The sequence below is a fragment of the Kitasatospora sp. NPDC048298 genome (assembly GCF_043201465.1).
Lineage (GTDB): Bacteria > Actinomycetota > Actinomycetes > Streptomycetales > Streptomycetaceae > Kitasatospora.
The window spans coordinates 25643-52071 of sequence record NZ_JBICYZ010000052.1 but is presented as its reverse complement, the minus strand read 5'-3'; the positions used below and the strand labels follow the sequence as shown (position 1 = coordinate 52071).

Sequence of the window (26429 nt, the reverse complement as noted above, 5' to 3'; positions counted from 1 at the left end):
TCCCGACCTACTTCGCGGGGCCCCCCCGCCCGCCGCCCCGCCCCCCCCGCCCCCCCCCCGCCCCCCCCCGCCGGTACTGGGGGACCCGTTCGGAGTCAGGCCGTGAAGTAGCCGTTCAGGTCGGCGATCACGTGGGTGTCACCCGAGTAGTTGTAGAACGTCACCCGGCCGTCCACGACGGGGACGACGACCAGGTTGGCCCTGGTCTGCCCGGCCGTGAAGTTGAGGTTCGACACGCCCGGGCGGGCGGTGCCGTGCGGGTAGACGGTCAGGTGGCTGCCCGCCGTCGGCCCCGTGACGGTGACGTTGAGGACCACGGCGGTGACGCCGGTGGCCGGCACGCCCTCCAGGCCCGTCACGGGCACGCTGACGACGTTGCCGCCGCCCACCGTCCCGGCCCGGGCGCCGACACCGTCGCGGGTGTCCAGCAGACGGACCGGGGTGGTCGGGGAGAAGGCCGAGCCGGTGGCCGCGTCGGTGTAGTAGCCGTTGACGTCTGCGATCAGGTCGACGTCGCCCGCGCTGTTGCGCAGGTTCACCTTGCCGTTCACCACCGGCACCGTCACCAGGTTGGCGACGGTCTGTCCGGCCTGGTAGTTGAGGTTGGAGACGTTCGGCAGGGGCCGGCCGTCGGGGTGGACGGTGATGTGGCCGGAGCCGGTGGGGCTGACGGCGGTGACGTTCATGACGACGGCGGTGACGCCGGTCGCCGGGACGCCGTTGACGCCGGAGACCTGGAGGTTGACCACGCCGTCGGGGCCGACCCGCTGGGCGGGGGCGCCGGTGCCGTCGCGGGTGTCCAGGAAGCGGACCGGGGTGGTCGGGGAGAAGGCCGAGCCGGTGGCCGCGTCGGTGTAGTAGCCGTTGACGTCTGCGATCAGGTCGACGTCGCCCGCGCTGTTGCGCAGGTTCACCTTGCCGTTGACGACCGGCACCGTCACCAGGTTCGGGACGGTCTGTCCGGCCTGGTAGTTGAGGTTGGAGACGTTCGGCAGCGGCTGGCCGTCGGGGTGGACGGTGATGTGGCCGGAGCCGGTGGGGCTGACGGCGGTGACGTTCATGACGACGGCGGTGACGCCGGTCGCCGGGACGCCGTTGACGCCGGAGACCTGGAGGTTGACCACGCCGTCGGGGCCGACCCGCTGGGCGGGGGCGCCGGTGCCGTCGCGGGTGTCCAGGAAGCGGGCCGGATCGATCGGGACGAACCGGCTCCTGGTCGGGGCGGTTGCGGCGGTGACGGTGAAGGCGTCGGGGAGCGAGACCCCGTACACGCCGTCGAGTTCGATGCCGTAACTTCCGGGCGCCAGACTCCTGGTGTCGAACAGAACGTCGAGCGCGGTGCCGTCGGCGTTCACGGAGAGCGTCTCCATGAAGGGTGTGCCGGAGGAGCCGCCGCCCACCAGTTTCGCCTTGTTGCCCAGGTGCAGGCCGGAGCCCCGGATGACGGCCTGGACCCTTGTCCCGGCGGCGCCGGTGGACGGGCTGACCGAGGCCAGGGTGGGCCGCGGCGCCGGCCGCGGGCAGGACGAGTCGCAGGTGCCCTGCATGCTGTATTCGACCGGCAGGGCCGAGGTGCCGGGCCCGACGACCAGGACGGCCTGGCCGGCGTCGCCGGAGTTCGTCGTCTGGCACCGGGCGCCGAACCCACTGGAGTTGACGCACTGGTGGCCGAGGTAGCCGCGGTCCCAGTGGGTGCCGCTCAGCAGGTTGATGACGGGCTGCTGGCTGTAGGGGGTGCTGCTGTTGCCGACGACGTTGAAGGACTGCGAGGGCTTCATGTCGACCACCGCGCAGTAACCGGTCGAGTCCTCGGTGAACACCCCGCTGCGCTGCGGGAAGCCGTCGACCGAGATCGGGTGGGCGGTGCACTCCGGTGCCCAGCCGTCGGCGGTGCCGACCTTCCAGGCGTCGACGCTGGTGTGCAGGGGCTTGTCCTGGTACCCGGCCGCGAACAGGACCATGGTGTACGACTTGGAGCCGGTGACCAGGCAGCTGGGTCCCCACTGGGTGCAGACGTTCTTCCCGCCGGCGTCGAGCACGGCGGCGAGCACCCCGGGGCCGTACGAGTTCCTGCCCGGCCGCGAGCCGATCCAGAACTTGTCCGTGGCCGCGCCGTCGACCCGGACGCACCGGGCGTCCAGGGCCGAGGTCAGGTCGAACCGGAGCGACGGGCCGCCGACCGTCGTCGAGGACGGGGTGAGGCACGGCGCGCCCGGCGAGACGTCACGCCGGGTGAGCTTGTAGGTGTCGGTCTCCCAGGTCCGGATCGGTATCAGCAGCGCGGTGTACGGGACGCCTGCGGTCATGGTGCAGGACTTGGCCGAGTTGCCGGAGGCGATGAACGAGCACGCCGCGCCGCCGGCGCCGTCCACGACCGTGATCTCGGCGTTCAGCTGGTTCTTGAGGTTGCCGTAGTCGATCACCTCGGACGTGGAGTGCTGGCCGGCCGGCAGGCTCAGGCAGACGGCCTCCTGCGAGCCCTGGGGCATCGGGACCTCGACGCCCCAGGTGCCGTCGAACCCGCTCTGCGGCCAGGCGGTGCAGCCGGCGGTCTCCTCGGTCCGGTGGACCACCAGTCCGTAGGCCTTGGACGGGGCGCCGGTCAGCACCACGCGGAACGGGGCGGTGCCGGTCAGTCGGCAGATGCCGGTCGTGGCGCCGATGTCGCACTGCTTGGCACCCGAGGCGTCGGTGACCCGCCCGCCGACCGCCGCGCCGTCGGCGGGCGGCCGGTTGATCAGGTAGACGCCCTTGCCGGAGGCGGTCGGCAGGGTGAGGCAGAGCTGCTGGCCCGGCCCGCCGAAGGTGCCGGTGGCCGGCCCGGCCGCCAGACCGGTGTCGTTGGTCGCGACGCAGCCCCGGGTCTCCTTGGCCGAGTGGAACGCCATGCCGAACGCGCCGACGGAGACCGCGTACGGGTCGACGGCCCAGGTGTAGTCACCCGGCGTCAGGTCGCAGGACCCCTGGGGGCAGAGCCCGCCCTGCGGGGCACCGTCGGCGGCGTACAGCCGGCCGGGGACGGAGCCGACGTTCTGGACGACCGTCCCGAAGTCGTAACGCGCGGACTCCGGCACGCGCAGCGTGTGGCAGCGGGTGACGGAGGTCGGGTCCGGGGAGACGCCGAACGCCTGGGGCTCGACCAGCGTGCAGCCCTCCGGGCGGGACAGCCGCGCCGCGAAGAAGTCGTACGTCAGGGCGGTGCCGTTGTAGCGCTGCGCGGTGATCCGGAACGGGGCGGTGCCGGTGAGGCGGCAGTCGGGGGTGCTCCACTTGTCGCAGACCGGGGTGCCCGTGGCGTCGTAGACGACGGTGTCGGCGCCCCGGAGGGTGGCACCGGTGCGGAGCATGTCGCCGGCGGCGAGGCCGTTCACCTGGTAGCAGTCACCGGCCGAGCCGAGGGCCAGGGAACCCTGGAACACGGTCGGGGCGCCGAGGGTGAGGTCGGCGGGGCCGATCGTCCGGCAGGCCGTGGTGGACTGCAGCGGCAGGTACGAGAGCGCGAGTTCGGTCGGCGAGCTACTGGCGGTGCGGACCTTCAGCGTGTACGTGCCGGCCCGGGTGGTGGCGCACCGCAGGGCCTGGCTGCTGCCCCAGCTCGGGCCGACCGGGTCGTCGCAGGTCACGGTGGTGCCGTCGGGGGCGACCACGGTCGGGGTGACGGACCCCTGGGCGGCGGCGATCTGCACGAGCAGCAGGTCCTTCTGCTGTGGCAGGTCGATGCCGAAGGTCACGGTCGCGCTCTGGTCGACGGTGCAGCTCGCCACGGTGTTGGGCTGCAGCGTCGTCGGGCACGGGCCGTCCGGCTCGGCCTGCCGCAGCTCGTGGGTGAGGGCCTCCTGGTCGGCCTTCCGGTCCGGCTCGGCGGCCGGGGCACCCGCGGTCGAGGCACCCGCGGTCGGGCTCGGGTCGGGCTTGGCGGCCGGGTCTGCCGAAGTGCCCGCCTGCTGCGAGGCGCCCGCCTGCGGCGAAGCGGCAGGTGTCGGAGCCGCCGCCACGGCCCGGGCCGGTGCGGCCTGGCCCATCAGCGAGGCCACGACGGCCAACAGGAGGGCCCCGGAGGCGGCTGCGCGGCCGCCTCCCCCTCGCCTTCGTCGTACTCGACTGCCGATCGGCAGTACGTTCATCTGCTCCCCCCACCTTGGACAGGTCGTGCTCACGGAAACCACACATGTGGTCGAGCGGGCGGAGTCTAGCGGGGCGCATACGGACGGTGCCACGGAAATCCAGCCCGCCGGCCAGGCATCCGCACGGTCTCGTCCTCGACAGCGGGTAGGGCTGAACTCGATTGCTCTTCAACGTCCATGACATCGCGGCAGCCCTGCCGTACCGTCCCTCCACGTGACCCTCGATCAGGCGTACGTGAACCAGCTCTTCCTCCCGGAGACCTACGCGCACGGCGTTCCGTACGGGCTCCTGCGGCAGCTACGCGAGTCCGCGCCGGTCTGGTGGGTCGAGGAGCCCCCGGTCGGCGGCTGGCCGGGCGGGCCGGGGTACTGGGCGGTGCTGCGGCACGCGGACGTGAAGCACGTGCTGCGCAGTCCCGAGCTGTTCTCCTCGCACCTGGGCGCCACCCAGATCCGCGATCCCGACTCGCCGGCGGATCTGGAGTTCGCCCGGGCGATGATGCTCAACCAGGATCCTCCGGACCACTCCCGGCTGCGCCGGATCGTCGCCGCGGCGTTCACTCCGCGTGCGCTGGCGGAGTTGGCGGAGGCGGTCGACGGCCGGGTGCGGGAGCTGGTGGAGGAGGTGCGGCCGGATGGCGAGGCGGACTTCGTCCGGCTCGCCGCGGACCTGCCGGTGTGGACGCTGGCCCGGGTGATGGGTGTGCCGGAGCAGGACCGGGGGCTGCTGCTGGACTGGGCGAACCGGGTGATCGGCTACCAGGACGCCGACTACGCCCACTCCAGCACCGTCGAGCCGGCCGCGCTCACCGACCTCGGCCGGGCCGCCCTGGCCGACCGCCCCACCACCTGGACCACCCCGGAGGGCCGCCCGGTCAATCCCCGGTCCCGCGCCGCGCTGGCGGACATGTTCGCCTACGCCCACGGCCTGGCCCGGCGGCCCGACCCGGGCGGACTGCTCTCCCGGACGCTCGACGCGGGGCTGACGGTCGAGGAGTTCGAGACGATGTTCTTCCTCTTCGCGGTCGCTGGTAACGAGACCCTGCGCAACGGCCTGCCCGGCGGGCTGTACTCCCTCCTCACCCATGCCGACCAGTACCGCCTGCTGAGCCGACGGCCCGACCTGGCGGCTTCAGCGGTGGACGAGCTGCTGCGGTTCTGGCCGCCCGTACTGGACTTCCGGCGCACCGCCACGCGGGACGTCGTGCTCGGCGGGCAGCGGATCCGCCGCGGCGACAAGGTGGTTGTGTACCACGCCTCTGCCAACCGCGATGAATCGGTCTTCTCCGACCCGGACCGCCTGGACATTACTCGCACACCGAACGACCACGTCAGCTTCGGCTTCGGCCCGCATTTCTGCATGGGCGCACAGCTTGCCAAGATCCAGATGTCAGCCCTGATCCGGCGCGTCATCGCCGAGCTGCCCGACCTGGAGCTTGCTCCAGGCGCTGCGCCGATGCGGCTGGTATCCAACTTCCAGAACGGGCTGAAGAACCTGATCATCCGCTGGCGTTGAGGGGTGCCTTGAGGTGGTTCGATCCGTCGGGGTAGCCGTTCTCGCCATCGGGTAGCCGTAGCTCGCGCCGAGCCGGTCGCCGCCGCCCCACGCGTACGGCACCCCGATCTGCGCGGCCGTCACCTCGGCGACCCGCCGCCCCAGCGCGGCGGTCGGCTCGTGCGGCGCGGGGGCGTGCGGCGCTTTCGGGTTCGGCGTCTGCGCGTGCGGTGCGGGCTCCGCACTCGCGGCGGACCCGCCAGTGCGGGCGCCGGCCCCGCCCCCGAGGGCGATCCCCGGCATCCAGCCCGCCCCACGCCCGATCCCGCCTCGTGGTGCGGAAGTTGGGACTCCCTCACACGCCCTCCCGGCTTGTCGGCGTCTCGTCGGACCACCGGCATCCCGGTCCCGCACACCGGCCCGTCATCACCCGCGACGGCGAGTCGTGCACCGCATACGAAGCTGAACCCGTCCTGCGGACCGTCCCGTTCCTAGGGGAAAGGGCAGGGCCTGCGCGCTGCCTCCACCGCCGATTCCCTGGAGGACCGCAGTGCACCACCTCTCCCGCTCTTCCCGTGCTCCCCGCCCGGCGGCCAAGGCACTCGGCGCGGCCGCCTCGTTGAGCCTGGCGCTGACGCTCGTCCTGACCGCGTCCCCCGCCCTGGCCGCGCCGCCGGGCCCGACCGCGGATCCCGATCCCGTCCCCGGCCTGGTGGCGGGCGAGGACACCGCCACCCCGCAGCTGGTGACCGGGCTGTCCGAGGCGGCGCCCGGCGGTCCGGTCGAGGCGGCCCGCGCCCACCTCGCGGCCCACGTCGACCGGTACAGGATCGACCCGGGGCAGCTGACCGAACTCGCGGTCGAGAGCACGGCCGAGGGCCGGCACACCGTCAGGTTCCAGCAGTACCACGGCGGTGTACCGGTGCTCGGCGGGCAGTACCTGGTGCGCCTGGTCGGCGAGGGCGCCGATCAGCGGGTGGAGTCCGCCGGCGGCAAGTACTTCACCGGACTGACCGCGCCGACCACCTCCGCCGTACCGGCTGCGGCGCTGCGGGCAGCGGCGCTCGGCTCGCTCAAGGACCCGCGCACCCGGGCCGGGGCCACCGCGGAGGACCGCGGCCTGGTCGTCCTGCCGGGCGGCGCCGGGCGGCTCGCCCAGCACTTCACCGTGCGCACCACCGACCCGGCGACCGGCGGTCCGCTGATCCGCGAGGTCTACGTGGATGCCGCACTCGGTGTGGTCGCCCTCGCCCACAACGCCCCGGCGCCGTACCAGGTCGGCGCCGGAGCCGCCGGCGTCGCCGGTACCACGGCCGCTGCCACCGACGCCGCCCCTGGCGCAGCCGCTCCTGCCGCTGCTGATGCCGGGCCCTCGGGATCCGCCGCAGAGCCCGCCACCGGTACCGCCCCCAACCTCCGCGGCGGTACCGTCCCGGTGAACATCGCCCGTCAACCGGACGGGAGTTACCGGCTCGTCGACCTCACCCGGCCCACCACCATCAGCACATACGACGCGGCTGGGCAGGAGTTCTACCAGTTCATGGGCGGGCTGCCCGAGGGCAGCCTGCCGGTCGCCTCCCCGGGCCCGGACTTCCCGGCCTCGACCGGCGCCGGCGGCGCCACCGACGCCCACGTCAACGCCGCCGCCGTCTACGACTTCTACCGCAACCGGCTCGGCCGGGACAGCCTGGACGGCAAGGGCGGCCCGATCGTCTCCGTGGCGAACGCGAGCCACGACGGCAAGCCCTTCCCGAACGCCGCCTGGGACGGGGAGAAGATGGTCTACGGCAACGGCGACGACAAGCACCTCCCGTTCTCCGCGGCGCTCGACGTGGCCGGTCACGAGATGACGCACGGCGTCATCCAGCACACCGCCAACCTGGTCAACGCCGGGCAGTCCGGCGCGATGAACGAGGGGCTCGCCGACTACTTCGGCAACGCCATCGACGTGACCACCCGCGGCATCGCGATGGACGACCCGCGGGCCCCGCTGATGGGCGAGGCGCTCTGCCGCACCGGCACCCCGGAGGCCTGCGCCAACCGCCGGCTGGACGACCGCCGCACCACCGTGGACGACTACCTCGGCACCGGGCCCGACCTGGACAACGGCGGCGTGCACCTCAACTCCACCATCTTCAGCGGCGCGCTGTGGGACATCCGGCGCACCCTCGACCCGCTCACCGCCGACAAGCTGGTCTACCGCACGCTCACCGAGTACCTCACCCCGCTGGACGACTTCGTCGCCGGACGCAACGCGGTGCTCGCCGCCGGCCAGGCGCTCAAGCTCGGCAAGGCCGAACTGCGCAAGGTGGCAGCGGTGTTCGACGCGCACGGGATCAAGGCCGGCTGGCAGAGCCGGATCGCGACGGACAGCCACCCGCTGCTGCGCGACGCCACCGTCCTGACCGGACCGACCGCGGCCGGCGGCCACTGGGTGATGGGCAACACCGAGAACAAGAACGGCCAGAGCACGACTGCTCTGTACACCGGCTCCACCACCGCCCCCGGCACCCCGACCCGGCTCAGCCCGGATGACGGGCGGATGCACAGCTGGGCCGCCACCGACGGCAAGTCCGCCGCCTGGCTGGCCATCGGGCCCGACGCCACCGGCACGTGGGGGACGGAGGTGCTGAGCAGCCCGCTGTCCGGCGGGCCGGTCCGCAGCGTGTTCCACTCGCCCAGCCAGTCGCCCACGAGCGTGCAGATATCCGGCGGGGACATCGCCTTCCTGGTGCGCGACAACAGCACCAACGTGGCCAGGGTCGTCCTCTCCCGCAACGGCGCCCCGCTGGTGGATCTCCCGCTGCCCGAGGGGCACTCCGTCGGCGGGCTCACGTTCAAGGACGGCCGGCTCGGCTGGATCGAGTCCTGGACGACCGGCGAGGCAGCCGTCCAGGCCCCGACGGTCTTCTCCCTCGCTACCGGTAAGGTCAGCGCGCAGTACCCGGTGAGCACCCCGAAGGGCGGCGCCGCGCCGTTCCTTGTGTCCCCGCGGCTCGCGGGCGGCCAGTTGCTCTGGCTGTCGCTCCCGGCCGACGACACCCAGGCGGCCAGCATCCGCTCCGGCGCAGTGGACGGCTCCGGAGCGACCGACCTCCTGCCCGCGGGCTCGAAGTACACCCCGGCGGATGTGGAACTCACCGCCTCCGACCAGGCGGTCACCTTCCTGAACCGCAGCCCCAAGCCGAGCAGCGGCTGGTCGAACGCCGCGCTCCCCAAGCTGTACCAGCTGCCGGTCACCGGCGGCACTCCCGTACGGGTCTCCTGCAACCGGGGCAGCCAGCAGCAGGCCGCCGCCGACCAGGGCAGGGGCGTGGTCTGGCTGGACGCCACCCTCGGCCGCACCGACGTCGTGGCCCGCGACCGCCCGGCTGGCTCCTGCTGATCCGGCCGTGGCCGGCGCCCGCGACGGCGGCATCCGCCGCGAGTGCGGGCGCCGGCCACGCCCAGCGGTCACCTGCAACGGTGAACCACGTACCGCGTCGCCGTTGGAACGACCGGAGATCCGCCCAGGAATCGTTTGACGCTCCTTCGGATGCCGCCAACGATGGGCGCAGAAGCTCGACCGAAGTCCCCCGGAGGCCCTTGCGTGCCGCCCACGCACGGCCGGCGGCTTCCTGCGCATCCACGCACAGCAGGTCACGCGGATCGGCGTTGCGGACGACCTGGGGCTTTCGGAGATGGAGATCGACTTCCTGCACGGCAGAACGGCCCTGCCCGTTCCGGCCCATCTGGGGTGGAGGGGACATGTTTGCGTGCTTTCCCGGCCGTCGCTGGTAACGAGACCCTGCGCAACGGCCTGCCCGGCGGGCTGTATTCCCTGCTGTCCCACGCCGAGCAGTACCGCCTGCTGTGTCGACGGCCGGACCTGATCGCTCCGGCAGTGGATGAGCTGCTTCGGTTCTGGCCGCCAGTTGTCGAATTCCGACGTACCGCGACCAGGGACGTGGTGCTGGCCGGGAAAGAGATTCGCGGTGGAGACAAGGTGGTCGTGTATCACGCCTCCGCCAACCGGGATGAGTCGGTCTTCCCCGACCCGGACCGCCTGGACATCACCCGCGCGCCGAACGACCATGTCAGCTTCGGGTTCGGAGCACACTTCTGCGTGGGAGCACGACTCGCCAGGATCCAGATGTCGGCCTTGATCGGCCGGGTCGTCGCCGAGCTGCCCGGTCTGGAGCTTGCCTCGGACGCGCCGCCGAAACGGCTGGTCTCCAACTTCCAGAACGGCTTGAAGGAGCTGCGCATCCGCTGGGGGTAGGCAGGCGCCTCACTGGTTCCGACCGGACTCGGCGAGGTGGGCGGCGGTGGGTTCGGCGCGCCGGATGGCGATGGCGGCGGCGTCGTCGTTGAGGTGGTGGCCGACGTGAGCGAGGAGGTCGCGGCGGATGTGGTTGACGAGTGCCTCGGGGGAGCATCTGGTCCAGTGGGCGGCGCGATCGGCGAGCGGGTAGAACTCGCCGGTGTCGTCGCGTGCCTCGGTGACCCCGTCGGTGTACAGCAGCAGGGTGTCGCCTCTTTCGAACGGGAAGTTGTCGTTCGGGTAGCTCCCGTCGCCGAGGTCGTTCACGCCGAGGGGTGGAGCGGCCGGCACGGAGTCGACGGGCAGTGCGCGGCCGTCGCGCAGCAGGAGGGGCGGCGGGTGTCCGCAGTTGGTCATGCGGGCGACGGGCTCGTCGTCGGGCAGGTCGAGGAGGATCGCGGTGATGAAGTGCTCGACGATGTCGCCGCCTTCCTGGGCGAAGTCGGTGAGGTAGCGCCCCACGTTGTGGTCGAGCGTGGACGCCAGGTCCGCCAGGGTGTCGTGCTGTGCGGCGATGAGGCGGAAGGCGCTGACCAGTAGGGCCGACTCGCCGACGGCGGCCAGGCCCTTGCCCCGGACGTCTCCGATGACCATGCGGGTTCCGCCCGCAGTGCGGGTGGCGGTGTAGAGGTCGCCGCCGATCTGTGCCTCCTTCTCGGCGGCGAGGTACATCGTGGCGATCTGAAGCGGCCCGATCTGTTCGGGCAGCGGGCGCAGCAGGGCGCGCTGGGCGGCCTCGGCGACCGACTGGGCGCGGGCGAGCTGTCTGGCCCGGCGTTCGCGGATGGCGGTGAACATGACGATCAGGACGCACAGGACGGTCAGCGCGGCGATCTGCGCGATGTGGTTGCTGGTGGTGAAGCCGCCGTGGAGGAAGGCGATGAGGACTTGGGCGGCGATGGCCAGGGCCGAGACGAGGGCGGTCGGGCGGGAGCCGGCGAACGAGGGGGTGAGGGCGGGGGCGATCACCAGGAGCGGGCCGAGGTGGATGGTGGTGGGGGAGTGGAGATCGACCACGGTGATCGCCGAGATGAGGGCGAGCGGGATCAGCAGCAGCGCCCCGCTCTGGTGCCCGCGCTGCTGGAGGCGGGCCGCGCGTGCTCGGACTTCCATGTCCCCACTGTGCTCCTGGGCGTCGGCGAGCGCAGCGTGTCGCACCGTGCGTGGTGACCGACGTGCCGGCCGTAGCCGTTCCGGCGCCGCCCCGGGGCGCTCCGCTGCACCGGACTTCGGCGGCGTGGAGTGGTGAACTCGATGTCACCGGTATGCGACACGTGCCGCATGTTCACCTGGCTGGACTCATGGTGTCACACCTCGGACATGTCCGAAATGACGGTCAGCAAGGCTGTCGTTACGTTCATCGCAGGTCGGTCACCCGGCCGACGTCCGTGAGGCAGAGAGACGGAGAGGCAGTGACATGCGCACGCGCACATTGGTTGTGGCCGCCGCCGGAGTAGGCGCGGCGGCCCTTGCAACCACCGGCATCACCTACGCCCTGACCACCGGATCCACCCCGGCGTCCCCGCCTGTCCAGCGGGTGGCCCAGCCTGCCCAACCAGCCGCCCCGGCGCCCCCGGCTGTCCAGCCGGCGGCCGAGCCCGTCGAGCAGGCCGCCCCGGCCGCGGCCGCCTCGGGCGGCGGCAGTGAAAGCGGGGAGCAGCACGAGGGCGGCGACCGCCATGACGGCGGACGCGGCCACGGCCACGAGGAAGCGGGAAGGATCTACTTCAACGAACGCACGTACTCCGCCGACGCGGAGGGATGCATCACCGCCGCCAGCGGACTGGGCTCCACCAGCTTCAGCATTTTCAACGACAGTCGGAAGATCGTCGAGGTCTACCGCGGCTTCTCCTGTGACAACGGCGGTCCGGTCGCCACCGTGGGCCCCTACGGCGCCACCAATGGCGTCGTGACCCGTACCGCCCACGGGGGCGCGTACGGGGGCCTGTTCGGTGGCGGCGCGGTGGGCAGCTTCCGGGTGATCGGCGACCGCTACGAGTGGTGACGACGCCGCCCGGAGCGACCGGCTCCCGGCCCCGCCGAGAAGACCGCGAGTGCTCAGAGGACCGCGAGCGGATTGACCGGGGAGCCGGTGCCGCGGGGGATGTTCAGGGGCGCGGCGACGAAGAGGAACTCCCATCGTGAGGTGCGCGCGCACGCCTCGGCCAGTGGTTCCAGGTCCAGGTTGTCGATCAGCGGCAGGCCCAGGGCGGTGATGGCCAGCACGTGGACCGGCGAGTGGACGCCGGCGACGGGGCTCGGGCGTACGTCGCTGTCGCCGTCGCTGCCCAGTGCCGAGGCCTGTGACTCGCTCGGCACGCGCATCGCGCCGGGATGCAGGCCCGCGCTGAGGTCGTCCGGGTCCCACGCGCCCAGCCGCCGCCGTCGGGCGAGGTGGCCCGTGCGGACCAGGAGGATGTCCTGGGGGCGGAGCGGGCTGCCCTGTTCCTCGGCGCAGGCCAGCAGCTCCGGGCCGCCGATCGGCTCTCCCGGCTCCAGCCAGGCACGGCCACGCAGGCGCGGCACGTCCAGCAGGACTCCTCGCCCCACCAGTCCGGGCAGCAGGTCGGTCACCGCGCCGTAGGCCGCACCCTGTGAGGAGAACACCTCCCGCGCCCGCACTCCCGCGAAGAGCAGTCCGCCGTACGCGATGTGGCAGAGCGCGTCCAGGTGCGTCTGCGCCTTGCCGTGGTAGTCGGAGGCGATGAAGTCCCGGTGGACGGTCGGCTCGGGGGCCGTGACGTCCGCCAGTTCGGTCATCTGGTGCAGTGCCGGCCTGCGGTTGTCGGGCCCCGGCACGCTGTCCCACGGCCGCCCCATGGCGACGACCTCACCCGTGCGTACGAGTCCGGCGGCCGTCACCCGTCGCCGCCCTTCGACCGGCCCGGGGAGACGGTCGCGGCGCAGCTGTCGGAACAGCGCGTCGAACTCGTCGCGGGTCATCGCCGGCCCGTCGGCACTGGTCATGGCGCTCCTCCACCCGTCCCCCGCTCTGCCGATGATGCGGTGACGGCCGCAATACCGCCACCGTGCTCGGGGGGTGTGAGCGGTCAGGTGAAAAACACCGCATAACGGGCAGAGTCCTAATATTGCATTGAAGGGTGCAGGTCCGCGGAAATGCGAGCGCTGTGGCGGTCATGACGGCTTCGGACGAGGCAGGGATCGGCCCCGTGCGGGCCCGTGAGCGGTTCATGCTCGGTGAACCGGTCGAGGGTGGCGTGCGGAACCTGATCCTGAGTTCCTGGCAACGCTGCCAGTCGATGGAGATCTCCCCGGAAGGGTCCGAGCTCCCGTACCGGCCGGACATCGATCTGGACGGCCGGCTGGTCCACGCGGCCAGGCCCGTGCTGGACCGGCTGGCATCCAGGTTCGCCGGCAGCCGGATGAACGTGGCCCTGACCGACGGGGACGGGGCGGTGCTGCAGCGCCGTTTCGGCGAAGCGTCCATGAGCAGGCAGCTGCCCGCGATCCAGAGCGTCCCGGGCTTCGTGTTCGCCGAGCGGTACGGCGGGACCAACGGCATCGGGCTGGCGCTCACGGAACGGCGGCTCATTCACATCTCCGGCGCCGAGCACTTCGCCGAGCGCGGCCAGTCGAACGCCTGTACGGCGATTCCCGTCCGCGACCCCCTCAGCGGACGGATCGAGGGTGTCCTCTGCTTCGCCTATCCGCCCGCCTACGCGGACCCGCAGATGGAGGACCTGATCCGCAGGGCCGCCATCGCCATCGAGCGGCGCCTGCTGGCGCAGACCTCGGCGCGAGAGCGTACCCTGCTGCACGCGTACCTCGACTCCAGGCGCCGCGCCCAGGCCGACCAGGCGGCCGGGGACGGGCGCGTGGTCGGGATGGGCGAGCTGCCCCGGAGCGGGCTGGACCGGCACGACCAGATGCTGCTCGAACAGATGGCCACCGAGCTGATCTCCTCGGCCCGCCGCACCGCGGTCGAGGTGGTCCTCTCCCAGGGCCGGCGGGCCACCCTGCTGAGCCGTCCGGTGACCAGCCCGTCCGGGGTGGAGGGCTTCGTCATCGAGGCGATCCTGTACGGCGACTCGCAGCCCCGGCTCGTCGCCCCCGACCAGGCCGACCAGGTTGACCAGGTCGACCAGGTCGGTCGGCCGGTCGGCCTCCCGGCGCCCGCAACGACCACCGCCGTCCCACCGCTCCGGACCTCCACGGGGGCAGCGGATCTCGAGGCCGAGGCCCCGTCCGCCCCCGCGCGCGGCGCAGCCACCAGGCTGCTGCTGCTGGGTGAGCCGGGCGTGGGACAGTACGCCGTCGCGGCCCGCCGCCGCCTGGAGCTGCTGTCCGAGGCCAGCACCCGCATCGGTACCACCCTGAACGTGACCCGCACCGCCTGGGAACTCGCCGAGATGGCCGTCCCGCGACTGGCCGACTACGTCACCATCGACCTGCCGGAGACCGTCCTGCGCGGCGAGGAGCCCACCGACGCCGCCAACGAGCTGCACCGCACGGTGGTCCACGGCATCCGCACCGACTGCCCCTTCTACCCGGTCGGCGAACGGATCGACCTCAGCCCCACCACGCCCCACCGCCGCTGCCTGGCCGACGGGCAGGCGGTGCTGGAACCCGATCTGCGCACGGCCGCCGGCTGGGCCTCGCAGGACCCCGAGGCGGCCGACCGCCTCCTCGCGCACGACGTCCACTCCCTCATCGCCGTCCCGCTGCTGGCCCGCGGCGTCCTGCTGGGCATCGCCGGCTTCTACCGCGCCCGGAACCCCGCCCCCTACGGGGACGACGACCGTTCGCTGGCCCAGGAGCTGGCCACCCGCGCCGCCATCTGCATCGACAACGCCCGCCGCTACACCCGCGAACACGCCATGGTCCTGGCCCTGCAGCACAGCCTGCTCCCGCGCGGCCTGCCCGAGCAGAGCGCCATCGAGGTCGCCCACCGCTATCTGCCCGCCGAGTCCGGGGTGCGCGGGGACTGGTTCGACGTCATCCCCCTCTCCGGTGCCCGGGTCGCCCTGGTCGTCGGCGATGTCGTCGGCCGCGGGTTGCACGCCGCCGCCACCATGGGCCGCCTGCGCACCGCCGTGCACAACTTCGCCGAACTGGACCTCTCGCCCGACGAGCTCCTCACCCACCTGGACAACCTCGTGGGGCGCCTGGACCGGGACGAGGACGGCGCGGAGCCCGCCGCCGGCAACGACGGCATCGTCGGCGCGTCCTGCGTGTACGCCGTCTACGACCCGACCTCGCAGCGCTGCACGCTGGCCCGCGCCGGTCACCCGCCACCCGCGGTGGTCCACCCGGACGGCACGGTCACCTTCCCCGACCTCCCCGCCGGGCCCCCGCTCGGCCTGGGCGGACTGCCCTTCGAAACCGCCGAGCTGCACCTCCCCGAAGGCAGCCAGCTGGTCCTCTACTCCGACGGACTCCTCGAAGACCACCGCCGCGACCCCGACGCGGCCCTCGACCGCCTGCGCACCGCCCTGGCCCACCCGAACCGCTCACCCGAGGACACCTGTCGCACCGTCATGGAGGCCGTGGTACCCGAGCACCCGGCCGACGACGTCACGCTGCTCGTCGCCCGCACCCACGCCCTCGACCCCGGCCGGATCGCCACCTGGGACCTGCCCGCAGACCCGTCCCGCGTCGCCGACGTCCGCGCCGCCGCCGCCCGCCGCCTGGACGACTGGGGGCTGGACGAGGTCGCCTTCGTCACCGAACTGCTGCTCAGCGAGCTGGTCACCAACGCCATCCGGTACGGCACCGAGCCCATCCAGGTCCGTCTGATTCACGACCGCGCCCTGATCTGCGAGGTCTCCGACGGCAGCAGCACCGCTCCCCACCTGCGCCACGCGGCGACCACCGACGAGGGCGGCCGCGGCCTGTTCCTCGTCGCCCAGCTCACCCAGGCCTGGGGTACCCGCTACACGGCCAGGGGCAAGGTCATCTGGGCCGAATGCGGCCTGGAGGCGTCCGACGGCGCCCCCGACCTCTTCGAGAGCCACTTCTTCGAGAACCACTTCGCCGACATTCCCGAAATCGAATGACCCGCCCTCCGGACACCAACGGCCACCGTGGCGTGTCAACACCCCGGCGGCCGGGCCGAGCTGGTAGGAACGGTGGTCCATGCACGACACCCCCGACCCCCTGGCGGGCCCACCCGCGCGCCGCGACCCACTCGTCCGCATCCGCGGTCTCGGCAAGCGGTTCGGCGGCACTTCCGCGCTGGCCGGGATCGACCTCGACATCCATCGCGGCAGCATCCTGGCCCTGCTCGGTCCGAACGGCGCCGGCAAGTCCACCCTCATCAAGACGCTCGCCGGGATCCACCACGCGGACCAGGGCGAGGTGACGGTGGCCGGGCACCCGCTCGGCACCGAGGCCGCTGCTCGCCGCATGGCCTTCATCCACCAGGATCTCGGTCTCGTCGAGTGGATGACGGTCGCCGAGAACATCGCCCTGGTCGCCGGCTACCCGCGCCGTCACGGGCTGGTCTCCTGGCGGCGGACCCGGGAGCGCTGCGCCGACGCCCTCGCCCTGATCGCCGGGCACCTCGACGCCGACGCGCGAATCGCCGACCTCGCCCCCGCCGAGCGCTCGCTGGTCGCGATCGCCCGCGCGCTGGCGACGCGGGCGGAGCTCATCGTCCTGGACGAGCCGACCGCCAGCCTCCCCGCCGCGGACTGCACCCGGCTCTTCGCCGTCCTGCGCACCCTGCGCGACCGGGGGCACGGCATCGTCCACGTCACCCACCGGCTCGACGAGGTCTACCAGGTCGCCGACACCTTCGCCGTCCTGCGCGACGGCCGTCTGATCAGCTCCGGCCCGCTCGCCGGCCACAGCCGCCGGCGCCTGGTCCACGACATCGTGGGCCGCGAACCGGTCAGCCACCGGGCCGCCCCGGTCGCCCCCGCCGAGGGCCCGGTGGTGCTGAGCCTCGACGCGGTGCGGACCCCGAACGCCGGGCCGGTCAGCCTCGGGCTGCGCGCCGGCGAAATCCTCGGCATGGTGGGCCTCACCGGCGCCGGCCACTTCGACCTGGGCCGCGCCCTCGCCGGAGCCCGTCGGATCGTCGGCGGGCGGGCCCTGCTCGACGGCCGACCGTACACCCCGCACACGGTGGCCGGTGCCGTCGACTCCGGCGTCGGCCTGGTCGGCGGAAACCGCCAGGAGGACGGCTGCCTCGCCGAACTGACGGTCCGGGAGAACTTCCTGGCGAACCCCCGGGCGGGCGGCCGGTCGGCGCTGCACTGGATCAGTCCCCGGCGCGAGCGGGCCCAGGCCGCCGCGCTGATCGAGCGGTTCTCGGTGCACCCCCGCGACAGCGAGGTGCCGATCGCCACGTTGTCCGGCGGGAACCAGCAGAAGATCATGGTCGGCCGGTGGCTCCGGGTGCACCGGCGGCTGTTGATCCTCGAAGAACCGACCGCAAGCGTCGACGTCGGCGCCAAGGCCGAGCTCTACCGCCTGCTCGACCAGGCGCGGGCCGACGGCCTCGCGGCCCTGCTCATCTCCACCGACTTCGAGGAGGTCGCCACCGTGTGCCACCGGGCCCTGGTCTTCGTCCGCGGGGCCGTGACCGCCGAGCTGGCCGGTGCGGCCCTCACCGTCACCGAACTCACCTCCGCCGCCTCGACCATGCCTCCCGTCACCGGCGGTGACGGCGACGGGTGTGCGACAGGCCGATGACCGCGCCCCCCTTCCGTCGATTCCGGCCGGGCCGCCGGCGCGGGCACCTGATCGGCGGCTACGGCCTGCCGGCCCTCGCCGCCCTGCTGTTCCTGGTCTTCTCCGTCGCGCTGCCGAACACCTTCCCCACCCGCGACAACGTCTCCTCGATCCTGTCCAACCAGTCGGTCCCCGCCATCCTCGCGCTCGGTGCGACGATCCCCATTGCCACCGGCAGATTCGACCTGTCCATCGGCTACGGCCTCGGCCTCGCGCACGTCGCGGTGCTGTGGCTCATCGTCGACGGCGACTGGCCCTGGCCGCTCGCCTGCCTGGCCGTGATCCTGGGCGGAGCGGCCTTCGGGGCCCTCAACGGTGTCATCGTCGAGTTCGGGCGGATCGACTCCTTCATCGCCACGCTCGGCACCGGCAGCGTCCTGTACGCCTTCACCGGCTGGATCACCGGTGGCGCCCGGGTCCTCCCCGGCGCGGGCGGTCTGCCGGTCGCCTTCACCGACCTCTACGACTCCACGTTCCTCGGACTGCCGGTGTCCGCCTCCTACGTGCTCGCGCTCGCGGCCGTCCTGTGGATGGTGCAGGAGCGGCTGCCGCTGGGCCGGTACCTGTACGTCATCGGCTCCAACCCGCGCGCCGCCGAACTCGTCGGAATCCCCGTCCGCCGCTACAGCGTCCATGCCTTCGCCGGATCGGGCCTGGTCGTCGGTTTCGCGGGGGTCCTGCTCGCCGCGCAGCAGCAGATCGGCAACCCGAGCGTCGGCCTGGAGTACCTGTTGCCCGCGTTCGTCGGCGCGCTGCTCGGCTCCACCGCGATCAAACCCGGACGCGCCAACAGCCTGGGCACCGTGGTCGCCGTCGCCGTCCTCGCCATCGGTCTGGCCGGAATCGGGCAGCTCGGCGCCGACTTCTGGGCCGTGCCGCTGTTCAACGGCGCGACGCTGCTCCTCGCCGTCGGCCTGGCCGGCTACTCCGCACGCCGCCGGCTGCGCGCCGGTGGCGCAGGGCCCCACGGTCCGCTCACGCCGCCGTCGACGGACGTGGCATCCTCCCGGGACACACCATGAGGCACGGTGCCGCGACCGTGCTGGCAGCAGTCGTGCTGACAACGGCCGGCACCGCCCTGGCCGGCTGCCAGCGCGGCCTGTCGACCGGGGCCGGGGGCCCCGTCGCAGGGCCGTCGGGGGTCGGCTGCCCGGCCACCCTGGCCCGGGCGAAGGTGGACGTCCAGCAGGCCGAGCAGGCCACCACCGCCTGGAGCGGCCCCACCAGCGGCCCCGGGGCGGTCCCCGGCAAGTCCATCGTCTACGTCGCCCAGACCATGACCAACCCCGGCGTGGCGGGCGTCGCCAGGGGTGTCACGGAGGCCGCGACGATCATGGGCTGGAGCGTGCGGGTGATCGACGGGCAGGGCACGCCCGCCGGAATCCAGGCGGCGCTCGGCCAGGCGGTGAACCTCGGGCCCTCGGGCATCGTCATCGGTGGCTTCGACCCGGGCCTGACCTCGCAACAGGTCGCGCAGGCCGGCACGGCACACATCCCGCTCATCGGCTGGCACGCGGTCGCGGCTCCCGGGCCGAGCACGAACCCGCCGCTCTTCAGCAACATCACCACCGACGTCGGGGATGTCGCACGGCTCAGCGCGGACTGGGTCATCGCGGAGTCCAACGGCAACGCCGGAGCCGTCGTCTTCACCGACGACTCCGTTCCGTTCGCCAGGACCAAGTCCCAACTGATCAAGGACGAACTCGCCACCTGCCCCGGCGTGAGACTGCTGGCCTACGAGAACATCCCCATCCCGGACGCGACCAGCCGCACTCCCCAGGAGGTCTCCGCCCTCCTCGCCCGCTTCCAGGGCCAGTGGACGCACTCCGTCGCCATCAACGACCTGTACTTCGCCGACGCCGCGCCCGCCCTGCGCGCGGCCGGCAGACCAGGCGACGCAGCCCCGTACAACATCGGCGCGGGCGACGGTGACCCCTCGGCCTTCCAGCGCATCAACAGCAGACAGTTCCAGGCCGCCACCGTCCCCGAACCCCTCACCGCACAGGGCTGGCAGATCGTCGACGAGTTCAACCGCGCCTTCGCCGGCCAGCCCGCCAGCGGCTACGTCGCCCCGGTCCACATCGCCACGGCCGCCAACAGCGGCGGAGCGACCTCCTGGGACCCGTCGGGCTACCGCGAGGCGTACCGGACGATCTGGGGCAGGTAGCGAGGGGGCGGTGCCCGACGGAGCCCATGTGATCAGTCCGCGTCAGGGCGGTCGTCGGGGAGCCGGTGGCCGAGAAGCACGGCGATGTCGTCGTCGAGGGTGGCATCGCTGTATGCGAGCAGATCCTGGTGCAGGCGGTTCAGGAGTTCGCGTGGCGGCAGGGCGGTCCAGTTGCGGACACGCTGGGTGAGCGGGTAGAAGGCTCCGGTTCGGTCGCGGGTCTCGGTCACGCCGTCGGTGTACAGCAGCAGCCGGTCGCCCGGACGGAAGGGCTCCACGTCGACGTGGTAGTCGCCGCCGAGCAGCACACCGAGGTTGAGAGGCGGCGACGGATCACACGGGGAAAGTTCGCTGACCCTGTCCCGGTTGATGAGCAGCGGCGGGGGGTGACCGCAGTTGACGATGCGGACCACGGGCTCGTCGCCGGGAATCTCGGCGAGCACGGTGGTGATGAAGCGTTCCTCGCTGTCGGGGAGCTGGGCGGCCCGGCGGCTCATGCTCCGCTCCAATCGACGCGCCACCGCGGGCAGATCGGGCTCGTCGTAGGCGGCCTCGCGGAAGGCGGCCAGCATCGCCGCGGCCGTCTCCACCGCGAGCAGGCCCTTGCCCCGGACATCGCCGATCAGCAGGCGCACACCGTGCGCGGTGCTCATCGCCTCGAAGAGGTCGCCGCCGATCTGGGCCTCCGCGGCTGCCGACACGTACAGGGTTTCGATGCTGACGCGGCCCAGGAGGTGGGGAACCGGACGCAGCAGCACGCGCTGCGCCGTCTCGGCCACCGAGCGCACGGTGGCCAGGGTGCGTTCCCGGCGCATTCGGTGGGCGGCCAGAAGGGCGCCCAGCCCCCCGACCAATGCCGTGGAGAGGTAGGTGGCCACGTAGTGGCGCTCCCACAGGTAACCCACGACGCGGCCCGCACAGCACGGAGTGCCCGCCAGCACGCCTTCGAAGATCACGGCGAAGACCGTGATGGCGCCGACGAAGGCGGGACCGTGGGCGAAAGCGGCGACGACGGGCAGGGCGATGAGCAGAAAGCTCACCGGCCACTGCACGGGAGTGATCGGTTCCAGCGCCAGGATGACCGCGACGTAGATGGCGGGCAGCCAGCGGATCCAGGCCGGCGGGGCGGGCGGCCGAGGCTCCGTCCCGCCCGGCTCCGGCGCATGGTGCCGAGCGGCTCCGCCGAAGCCCGGGAGCCTCACCGCGCGCTCCGGTGACGGTGTGCCCGGTCGAACGAGGAACCGCGGGGAACCGGCCGGGCACGGGCGGGCGAAGCGGACCGCCGAGGCCTCACGAACGGCGGATCCGTCAGCCTGCCGGGGAGCATCCGCCCGGACGGCGGCGGGAGTCCGACAGCCGCGGGGGGCATCGCGGCGCGCAGCGGTGTGACCCCGAACTCCCGGAGGCGGGCGTCATCCGGTTCGTGATCCGCCTGTGCATGCATACGTTCATCATCACGACATACCAGCCACTGCCGCCCGCCGACGGAGCCGAGCGCGCGACCGCATGGCGCCCGCGAAAGAGCCGGCGGGCCGACCCGTCCGGCGTCCGGCCGACCATCGGGCCGACCGCCGGGGCGATCAGCCCGCGCAGGTCGGGCACAGCCCCCGGTAGGTGACCTCCGCCTGCGACACGGCGAACCCGAAGCGCTGCTCGGCCGGCAGGTCGGCCAGCGGATTGCCCCGCGGCTGGACGTCGCGGATGGCGCCGCAACCGGTGCAGATCAGATGCTGGTGCGGGCGGTGCGCGTTCGGGTCGTACCGCTTGGCGCGCCCGTCGGTGGCCACCTCGACGACCTCGCCCAGGGTGACCAGTTCGCCGAGCGTGTTGTAGACCGTCGCCCGGGAGATCTCCGGGAGGCGCTCCGCCGCCCGGGCGTGCACCTCGTCGGCGGTCAGGTGCACGTGCTCGCCGTCCAGGACCTCGGCCACGACACGCCGCTGGGAGGTGAGGCGCCAGCCGCGCCCGCGCAGCCGCTCCAGCAGGTCACTCATATCGGTTCACCTATTCAGGTCAAGGGGAGGACCGGAGTTTACCAATTCACATCCGGTGCCTTCCGGATCCCGATCGGATATGTCTTTGGTGTCTTTCTTGACTTGGATTCCGTCCATCGTAGGATCGGCTCCGGCGCTAGCCTGGGTAGCAGCAGCACGTGACCACCGTCACTGCCGTGCGCAACGGCGAGCAGCGGCAACACGTGACGCGCCAGGACCAGACAGCAGCAGTAGGTGCCGTAGGTAGCAGAGAAGACACCGTGATCCGCCTTGTGAGGGAAGGATTCCCATGTCTGACAACCACGATGCAACCGGCGTAGAGGCGAACGCGGAGGGCTGCCCGGTGAACCACGGGCGGGCGTCGCACCCCACCCAGGGCGGCGGGAACCGCCAGTGGTGGCCGGAACGGCTCAATCTGAAGATCCTCGCGAAGAACCCCGCCGTGGCCAATCCGCTCGGTGCGGACTTCGACTACGCCGAGGCCTTCAAGACCCTCGACCTCCCGGCCGTCAAGCGGGACATCCAGGAGGCCCTGACCACCTCGCGGGAGTGGTGGCCGGCCGACTTCGGCTACTACGGCCCCTTCATCATCCGGATGGCCTGGCACAGCGCCGGCACCTACCGGATCAGCGACGGCCGCGGCGGCGCCGGCGGCGGCCAGCAGCGCTTCGCCCCGCTGAACAGCTGGCCGGACAACGCCAGCCTGGACAAGGCCCGCCGCCTGCTGTGGCCGGTCAAGAAGAAGTACGGACGCGCCCTGTCCTGGGCCGACCTGATCGTCCTGTCCGGCAACGTGGCCCTGGAGGGCATGGGCTTCCGGACCTTCGGCTTCGGCGGCGGCCGGGTCGACGAGTGGGAGCCGGACGAGGACGTCTACTGGGGCCCCGAGACCACCTGGCTCGGCGACGAGCGCTACACCGGCGACCGCGAGCTGGAGAACCCGCTGGCCGCCGTCCAGATGGGCCTGATCTACGTCAACCCCGAGGGCCCCAACGGCAACCCGGACCCGATCGCCGCCGCCCGCGACATCCGCGAGACCTTCTACCGGATGGCGATGAACGACGAGGAGACCGTCGCGCTGATCGCCGGCGGCCACACCTTCGGCAAGACCCACGGCGCCGGCCCGGCCGACAACGTGGGCCCGGCCCCGGAGGACGCCCCGATCGAGCAGCAGGGCCTCGGCTGGAGGAGCACCTTCGGCACCGGCGTCGGCGGCGACGCCATCACCAGCGGCCTGGAGGGCACCTGGACGCCCACCCCGGTCACCTGGGACAACAGCTTCTTCGAGACGCTGTTCGGCTACGAGTGGGAGCTCACCAAGAGCCCCGCCGGCGCGCACCAGTGGAAGCCCAAGGACGGCGGCGGCGAGGGCACCGTCCCCGACGCCCACGACCCGAGCAGGCGGCACGTGCCGATCATGCTCACCACCGACCTCTCGCTGCGCCTCGACCCGGTCTACGAGCCGATCTCCCGGCGCTTCCTGGAGAACCCGGAGGAGTTCGCCGACGCCTTCGCCCGCGCCTGGTTCAAGCTGACCCACCGCGACATGGGCCCGGTGGTCCGCTACCTCGGCCCGGAGGTCCCCGCCGAGCACCTGCTCTGGCAGGACCCGCTGCCGGAGGTCACCCACCAGCAGGTCGGCGCGGCCGACGTCGCCGACCTCAAGCGGCGGATCGCCGCCACCGGGCTGTCGGTGTCCGAGCTGGTCTCCACCGCCTGGGCCGCCGCCTCCTCCTTCCGCTCCAGCGACAAGCGCGGCGGCGCCAACGGCGGCCGCATCCGGCTCCAGCCGCAGGTCGGCTGGGAGGTCAACGAGCCCGACCGGCTCGCCACCGTGCTGCGCGCCCTGGAAGGCGTCCGGCAGGAGTTCAACGCGCAGGCCGGCGACAAGCAGGTCTCGCTCGCGGACCTGGTGGTGCTGGCCGGCGGCGTCGGCGTCGAGCAGGCCGCCAAGGCGGCCGGCCTGGCCGTCGAGGTGCCGTTCGCGCCCGGGCGGGTGGACGCGACGCAGGAGCTCACCGACACCGAGTCCTTCGCCGCGCTGGAGCCCAAGGCGGACGGCTTCCGCAACTGGGTCGGCAAGGGCAACCGGCTGCCGGCCGAGTACCTGCTGCTCGACAAGGCCAACCTGCTGGGCGTCAGCGCGCCCGAACTGACCGTGCTGGTCGGCGGCCTGCGCGTGCTGGGCGCCAACCACGGCAAGTCCACGCACGGCGTGCTCACCTCCACCCCGGGCGTGCTGACGAACGACTTCTTCGTCAACCTGCTGGACCTGGGCACCAGTTGGAAGGCCACCTCGGAGGACGCGCACACCTTCGAGGGTCGGGACGACTCGGGCCGGGTGCGGTGGACCGGCACCCGCGCCGACCTGGTGTTCGGCTCCAACGCCGAACTGCGGGCCGTCGCCGAGGTGTACGCGGCCGACGACGCCAAGGAGAAGTTCGTCGAGGACTTCGTCGCGGCCTGGGTCAAGGTCATGAACGCGGACCGCTTCGACCTCGCGTGATGCCGGTCGACTGACGGCGACGGCGGGAGCCCGGGGGTGCCACCCCCGGGCTCCCGCCGTCGCTACGGGCTCCCGCCGTTGTCACGGGTCCTTGCCGTCGCTACGGGGACTCCTCGCGCGGACTCCTCATCGGACCTCTGACGAGCCCACGCTCACCAGCCCGGTCTCGTACGCCGCGACCACCACCTGGGCCCGGTCCCGCAGGCCCAGCTTGCCGAGGATCCGGGCCACGTGCGTCTTCACCGTCGCCTCGGACAGCCCCAGCCGGGCGGCGAGTTCGGCGTTGCTGAGGCCGCGGGCGAGCAGCGCCATCACCTCCAGCTCGCGCGGGGTGAGCGTGCCCAGCTCGCGGTGCGGGGCGACGGCGCCAGCCGGGTCGTCGGGGCGGGCGAAGCGCTCGACCAGGCGGCGGGTGATCGCCGGGGCGAGCAGCGCGTCCCCGGTGCGGACCAGCCGGACGGCGGCCGCCAGGTGCTCCGGGGTGACGTCCTTCAGCAGGAAGCCGCTGGCTCCGGCGGCCATCGCCGCGTAGACGTAGTGGTCGAGGTCGAAGGTGGTCAGCATGATGATCCGCGGCGGTTCCTGCGCGCCGTCCGCCAGGATCCGTCGGGCCGCCTCCAGCCCGTCCAGGCCGGGCATCCGGATGTCCATCAGCACCACGTCCGGGCGGCAGCGCCGGACGGCGGCGACGGCCCGCTCGCCGTCCTCGGCCTCGGCGACCACGTCGATGCCCTCCGACTCCAGGATCAGCCGGAACCCGGTGCGGACCAGGGCCTGGTCGTCGGCGACCACCACCCGCAGCGGCTGCTCGGTCATGAACTCTCCAGGGGTATCAGGGCCTTGACGCGGTAGCCGCCGCGCGGCCGGGGGCCGGTGTGCAGGGTGCCGCCGTAGACGGCGAGGCGTTCGCGCAGGCCGAGCAGGCCGCGTCCGTTGCCGGTGGCGGCCGCGCCGGTGGGGCGTCCGCCGGTGTCGCTGACCTCCACCAGCAGCCGGTCGGGGGCGTACTCGACGGTCACGGTGGCGTCGGCACCGCCCGCGTGCTTGACGGTGTTGGTGAGAGCCTCCTGGACCACCCGGTAGGCGGCCAGCTCGACCCCGGGCGGGACGGGCCGGCGCTCACCGCGGACGGTCAGCTCGACCGGCAGCCCGGCCTGCCGGACACCCTCGACCAGGGCGTCGAGGCGGCCGAGGCCGGGCTGCGGGCTGAGATCGGCCCCGGCAGCCGGCGTGTCACCGGCGCCGGACCGGGTGGGGTCCGCGTCCACGGTCAACAGGCCCATCACCTGCCGCAGTTCGGTCATCGCCGCGCGGCCGCCGGTCTCCACCGCGGCCATCGCCTCGCGGGCCTTGTCCGGTGCGGTGTCGAGGATCTTGCGGGCGGCCCCGGCCTGGATTGTCATCATGCTCACGTTGTGGGTGACGACATCGTGCAACTCCCGGGCGATGCGCGCCCGTTCCAGCTCCACCGCATGCCGCAGCGCGGCCAGCTGCTCGCGCTCCAGGGCGGAGAGCCGCTCCCGCCCCTCGTCCACCCGGCGTCGCCACATCCGGAGTTCGTAGGCGACCGCGAACACCGGCACCAGGACCAGCACGGCCACCACGCCGTTGGGGAAGTGCGGCAGCTTGGCGTTCCCGAAGAGCACCACGAGGGCGGCGGTCGCGGCGGGCAGGCTCAGCAGCACGGCCGCCGGGCGGCGCCCGTACGCGGCGACGCTGTACGCGGCGACGATCACCGCCACGCCCGCCGAGTACGCGATGTCCTGCGACTGGTGCCGGACCAGCAGGGCGACCGGCAGCACCGTCCACAGCACCGCCACCGGGTGGTGGCGGCGCAGCACCAGCGGCAGCGGGACGAGTGGCACCAGCACCAACAGCCAGGACGGGGGCGTCCCGTGCGGGCCGCCCGCGATGGTGGCGTAGCGCCCGCCGGTGAGCGCCAGGAAGAGGGCCAGGGCGGCGTCGAAGACCTGGCCGCGCCGGGTCGGCCGGGGCGGGGGCGTCGGGTCCGGGCCGCCGCCCGGCCGGGCGGCGGCCGCGCGCAGCCGTCGCACCGTCGCATGGTTGATCACCGGGACATTGTGCGGGCCGCGAGCCGTTCGGGACAGCCCGGCGGGCGACGGGCGGCCCGTACACCCGGCG

Annotated in this window: 16 protein-coding genes; 9 read left to right on the top strand and 7 right to left on the bottom strand. The window is 72.8% G+C overall.

The genetic code is table 11. From position 1 onward, the window contains the following. Window positions 1-95: 95 nt before the first annotated feature. Window positions 96-4124, bottom strand: coding sequence for a hypothetical protein (locus tag ACGF0D_RS30985; RefSeq protein WP_392921809.1), 4029 nt, complete (start codon window positions 4122-4124; stop codon window positions 96-98). 214 nt (window positions 4125-4338) lie between these two features. Here ACGF0D_RS30985 and ACGF0D_RS30980 point away from each other — a divergent pair, with 214 nt between their 5' ends. The 3 genes from ACGF0D_RS30980 to ACGF0D_RS30970 all read left to right on the top strand — a co-directional run bounded on the left by ACGF0D_RS30980 (window position 4339) and on the right by ACGF0D_RS30970 (window position 9880). After that, window positions 4339-5640 (top strand): cytochrome P450, encoded by a 1302-nt coding sequence (locus ACGF0D_RS30980; RefSeq protein WP_392921806.1) that lies wholly within the window; start codon window positions 4339-4341, stop codon window positions 5638-5640. A 529-nt stretch (window positions 5641-6169) separates the two neighbouring features. Beyond that, window positions 6170-9004: a M4 family metallopeptidase gene (locus ACGF0D_RS30975; protein ID WP_392921803.1), complete on the top strand. Its 2835-nt coding sequence runs from the start codon at window positions 6170-6172 to the stop codon at window positions 9002-9004. Window positions 9005-9370: 366 nt separating this feature from the next. Further along, window positions 9371-9880 (top strand): cytochrome P450, encoded by a 510-nt coding sequence (locus ACGF0D_RS30970; RefSeq protein ID WP_392921801.1) that lies wholly within the window; start codon window positions 9371-9373, stop codon window positions 9878-9880. A 9-nt stretch (window positions 9881-9889) separates the two neighbouring features. Here the strand turns inward: ACGF0D_RS30970 and ACGF0D_RS30965 are convergent, their stop codons facing one another. Then, a complete protein-coding gene (locus tag ACGF0D_RS30965; RefSeq protein ID WP_392921798.1) occupies window positions 9890-11035 on the bottom strand; it encodes a PP2C family protein-serine/threonine phosphatase in 1146 nt (381 codons plus the stop codon). A 304-nt stretch (window positions 11036-11339) separates the two neighbouring features. Here ACGF0D_RS30965 and ACGF0D_RS30960 point away from each other — a divergent pair, with 304 nt between their 5' ends. Further along, window positions 11340-11927: a hypothetical protein gene (locus ACGF0D_RS30960; RefSeq protein WP_392921795.1), complete on the top strand. Its 588-nt coding sequence runs from the start codon at window positions 11340-11342 to the stop codon at window positions 11925-11927. 53 nt (window positions 11928-11980) lie between these two features. On the opposite strand, the gene ACGF0D_RS30955 is transcribed toward ACGF0D_RS30960, so the two are convergent. After that, window positions 11981-12889 carry a cyclase family protein gene (locus tag ACGF0D_RS30955; protein WP_392921793.1) on the bottom strand — a complete coding sequence of 303 codons (909 nt, stop codon included), beginning with the start codon at window positions 12887-12889 and terminating at the stop codon, window positions 11981-11983. Between the two features lie 170 nt (window positions 12890-13059). Here ACGF0D_RS30955 and ACGF0D_RS30950 point away from each other — a divergent pair, with 170 nt between their 5' ends. From ACGF0D_RS30950 to ACGF0D_RS30935, 4 genes are all read left to right on the top strand, one after another. After that, complete coding sequence (locus tag ACGF0D_RS30950) at window positions 13060-15939, top strand: SpoIIE family protein phosphatase (protein ID WP_392880094.1); 2880 nt, start codon at window positions 13060-13062, stop codon at window positions 15937-15939. Window positions 15940-16018: 79 nt separating this feature from the next. After that, window positions 16019-17581, top strand: a complete 1563-nt coding sequence (locus tag ACGF0D_RS30945) for a sugar ABC transporter ATP-binding protein (RefSeq protein WP_392921791.1) — start codon at window positions 16019-16021, stop codon at window positions 17579-17581. Further along, window positions 17578-18642 carry an ABC transporter permease gene (locus tag ACGF0D_RS30940; protein ID WP_392880089.1) on the top strand — a complete coding sequence of 355 codons (1065 nt, stop codon included), beginning with the start codon at window positions 17578-17580 and terminating at the stop codon, window positions 18640-18642. Before ACGF0D_RS30945 ends, ACGF0D_RS30940 begins: the two co-directional genes overlap by 4 nt. After that, window positions 18639-19787 carry a substrate-binding domain-containing protein gene (locus tag ACGF0D_RS30935; RefSeq protein WP_392921788.1) on the top strand — a complete coding sequence of 383 codons (1149 nt, stop codon included), beginning with the start codon at window positions 18639-18641 and terminating at the stop codon, window positions 19785-19787. Before ACGF0D_RS30940 ends, ACGF0D_RS30935 begins: the two co-directional genes overlap by 4 nt. A gap of 32 nt (window positions 19788-19819) precedes the next feature. On the opposite strand, the gene ACGF0D_RS30930 is transcribed toward ACGF0D_RS30935, so the two are convergent. Together ACGF0D_RS30930 and ACGF0D_RS30925 are read right to left on the bottom strand one after the other, a co-directional pair. After that, complete coding sequence (locus ACGF0D_RS30930; RefSeq protein WP_392921786.1) at window positions 19820-20839, bottom strand: PP2C family protein-serine/threonine phosphatase; 1020 nt, start codon at window positions 20837-20839, stop codon at window positions 19820-19822. Window positions 20840-21367: 528 nt separating this feature from the next. Beyond that, on the bottom strand, window positions 21368-21781 hold the full coding sequence (locus ACGF0D_RS30925; protein ID WP_392921784.1) for a Fur family transcriptional regulator: 414 nt from the start codon (window positions 21779-21781) through the stop codon (window positions 21368-21370). A gap of 289 nt (window positions 21782-22070) precedes the next feature. Here ACGF0D_RS30925 and katG point away from each other — a divergent pair, with 289 nt between their 5' ends. Next, window positions 22071-24287: a catalase/peroxidase HPI gene (gene katG, locus ACGF0D_RS30920; protein ID WP_392880079.1), complete on the top strand. Its 2217-nt coding sequence runs from the start codon at window positions 22071-22073 to the stop codon at window positions 24285-24287. Window positions 24288-24413: 126 nt separating this feature from the next. On the opposite strand, the gene ACGF0D_RS30915 is transcribed toward katG, so the two are convergent. Together ACGF0D_RS30915 and ACGF0D_RS30910 are read right to left on the bottom strand one after the other, a co-directional pair. After that, entirely contained in the window at window positions 24414-25103 is a 690-nt protein-coding gene (locus tag ACGF0D_RS30915; RefSeq protein WP_392880076.1) for a response regulator, read from the bottom strand. Beyond that, window positions 25100-26359, bottom strand: coding sequence for a sensor histidine kinase (locus tag ACGF0D_RS30910; RefSeq protein ID WP_392921782.1), 1260 nt, complete (start codon window positions 26357-26359; stop codon window positions 25100-25102). Before ACGF0D_RS30910 ends, ACGF0D_RS30915 begins: the two co-directional genes overlap by 4 nt. Between the last annotated feature and the right edge of the window lie 70 nt (window positions 26360-26429).

Excerpts from the sequence above, each read along its gene's own strand:
- ACGF0D_RS30985 (WP_392921809.1), bottom strand. The coding sequence starts at position 4,124 with ATGAACGTACTGCCGATCGGCAGTCGAGTACGACGAAGGCGAGGGGGA.
- ACGF0D_RS30965 (WP_392921798.1), bottom strand. The coding sequence starts at position 11,035 with ATGGAAGTCCGAGCACGCGCGGCCCGCCTCCAGCAGCGCGGGCACCAG.
- ACGF0D_RS30960 (WP_392921795.1), top strand. The coding sequence starts at position 11,340 with ATGCGCACGCGCACATTGGTTGTGGCCGCCGCCGGAGTAGGCGCGGCG.
- ACGF0D_RS30955 (WP_392921793.1), bottom strand. The coding sequence starts at position 12,889 with ATGACCAGTGCCGACGGGCCGGCGATGACCCGCGACGAGTTCGACGCG.
- ACGF0D_RS30950 (WP_392880094.1), top strand. The coding sequence starts at position 13,060 with ATGACGGCTTCGGACGAGGCAGGGATCGGCCCCGTGCGGGCCCGTGAG.
- ACGF0D_RS30945 (WP_392921791.1), top strand. The coding sequence starts at position 16,019 with ATGCACGACACCCCCGACCCCCTGGCGGGCCCACCCGCGCGCCGCGAC.
- ACGF0D_RS30940 (WP_392880089.1), top strand. The coding sequence starts at position 17,578 with ATGACCGCGCCCCCCTTCCGTCGATTCCGGCCGGGCCGCCGGCGCGGG.
- ACGF0D_RS30935 (WP_392921788.1), top strand. The coding sequence starts at position 18,639 with ATGAGGCACGGTGCCGCGACCGTGCTGGCAGCAGTCGTGCTGACAACG.
- ACGF0D_RS30925 (WP_392921784.1), bottom strand. The coding sequence starts at position 21,781 with ATGAGTGACCTGCTGGAGCGGCTGCGCGGGCGCGGCTGGCGCCTCACC.
- katG (WP_392880079.1), top strand. The coding sequence starts at position 22,071 with ATGTCTGACAACCACGATGCAACCGGCGTAGAGGCGAACGCGGAGGGC.
- ACGF0D_RS30915 (WP_392880076.1), bottom strand. The coding sequence starts at position 25,103 with ATGACCGAGCAGCCGCTGCGGGTGGTGGTCGCCGACGACCAGGCCCTG.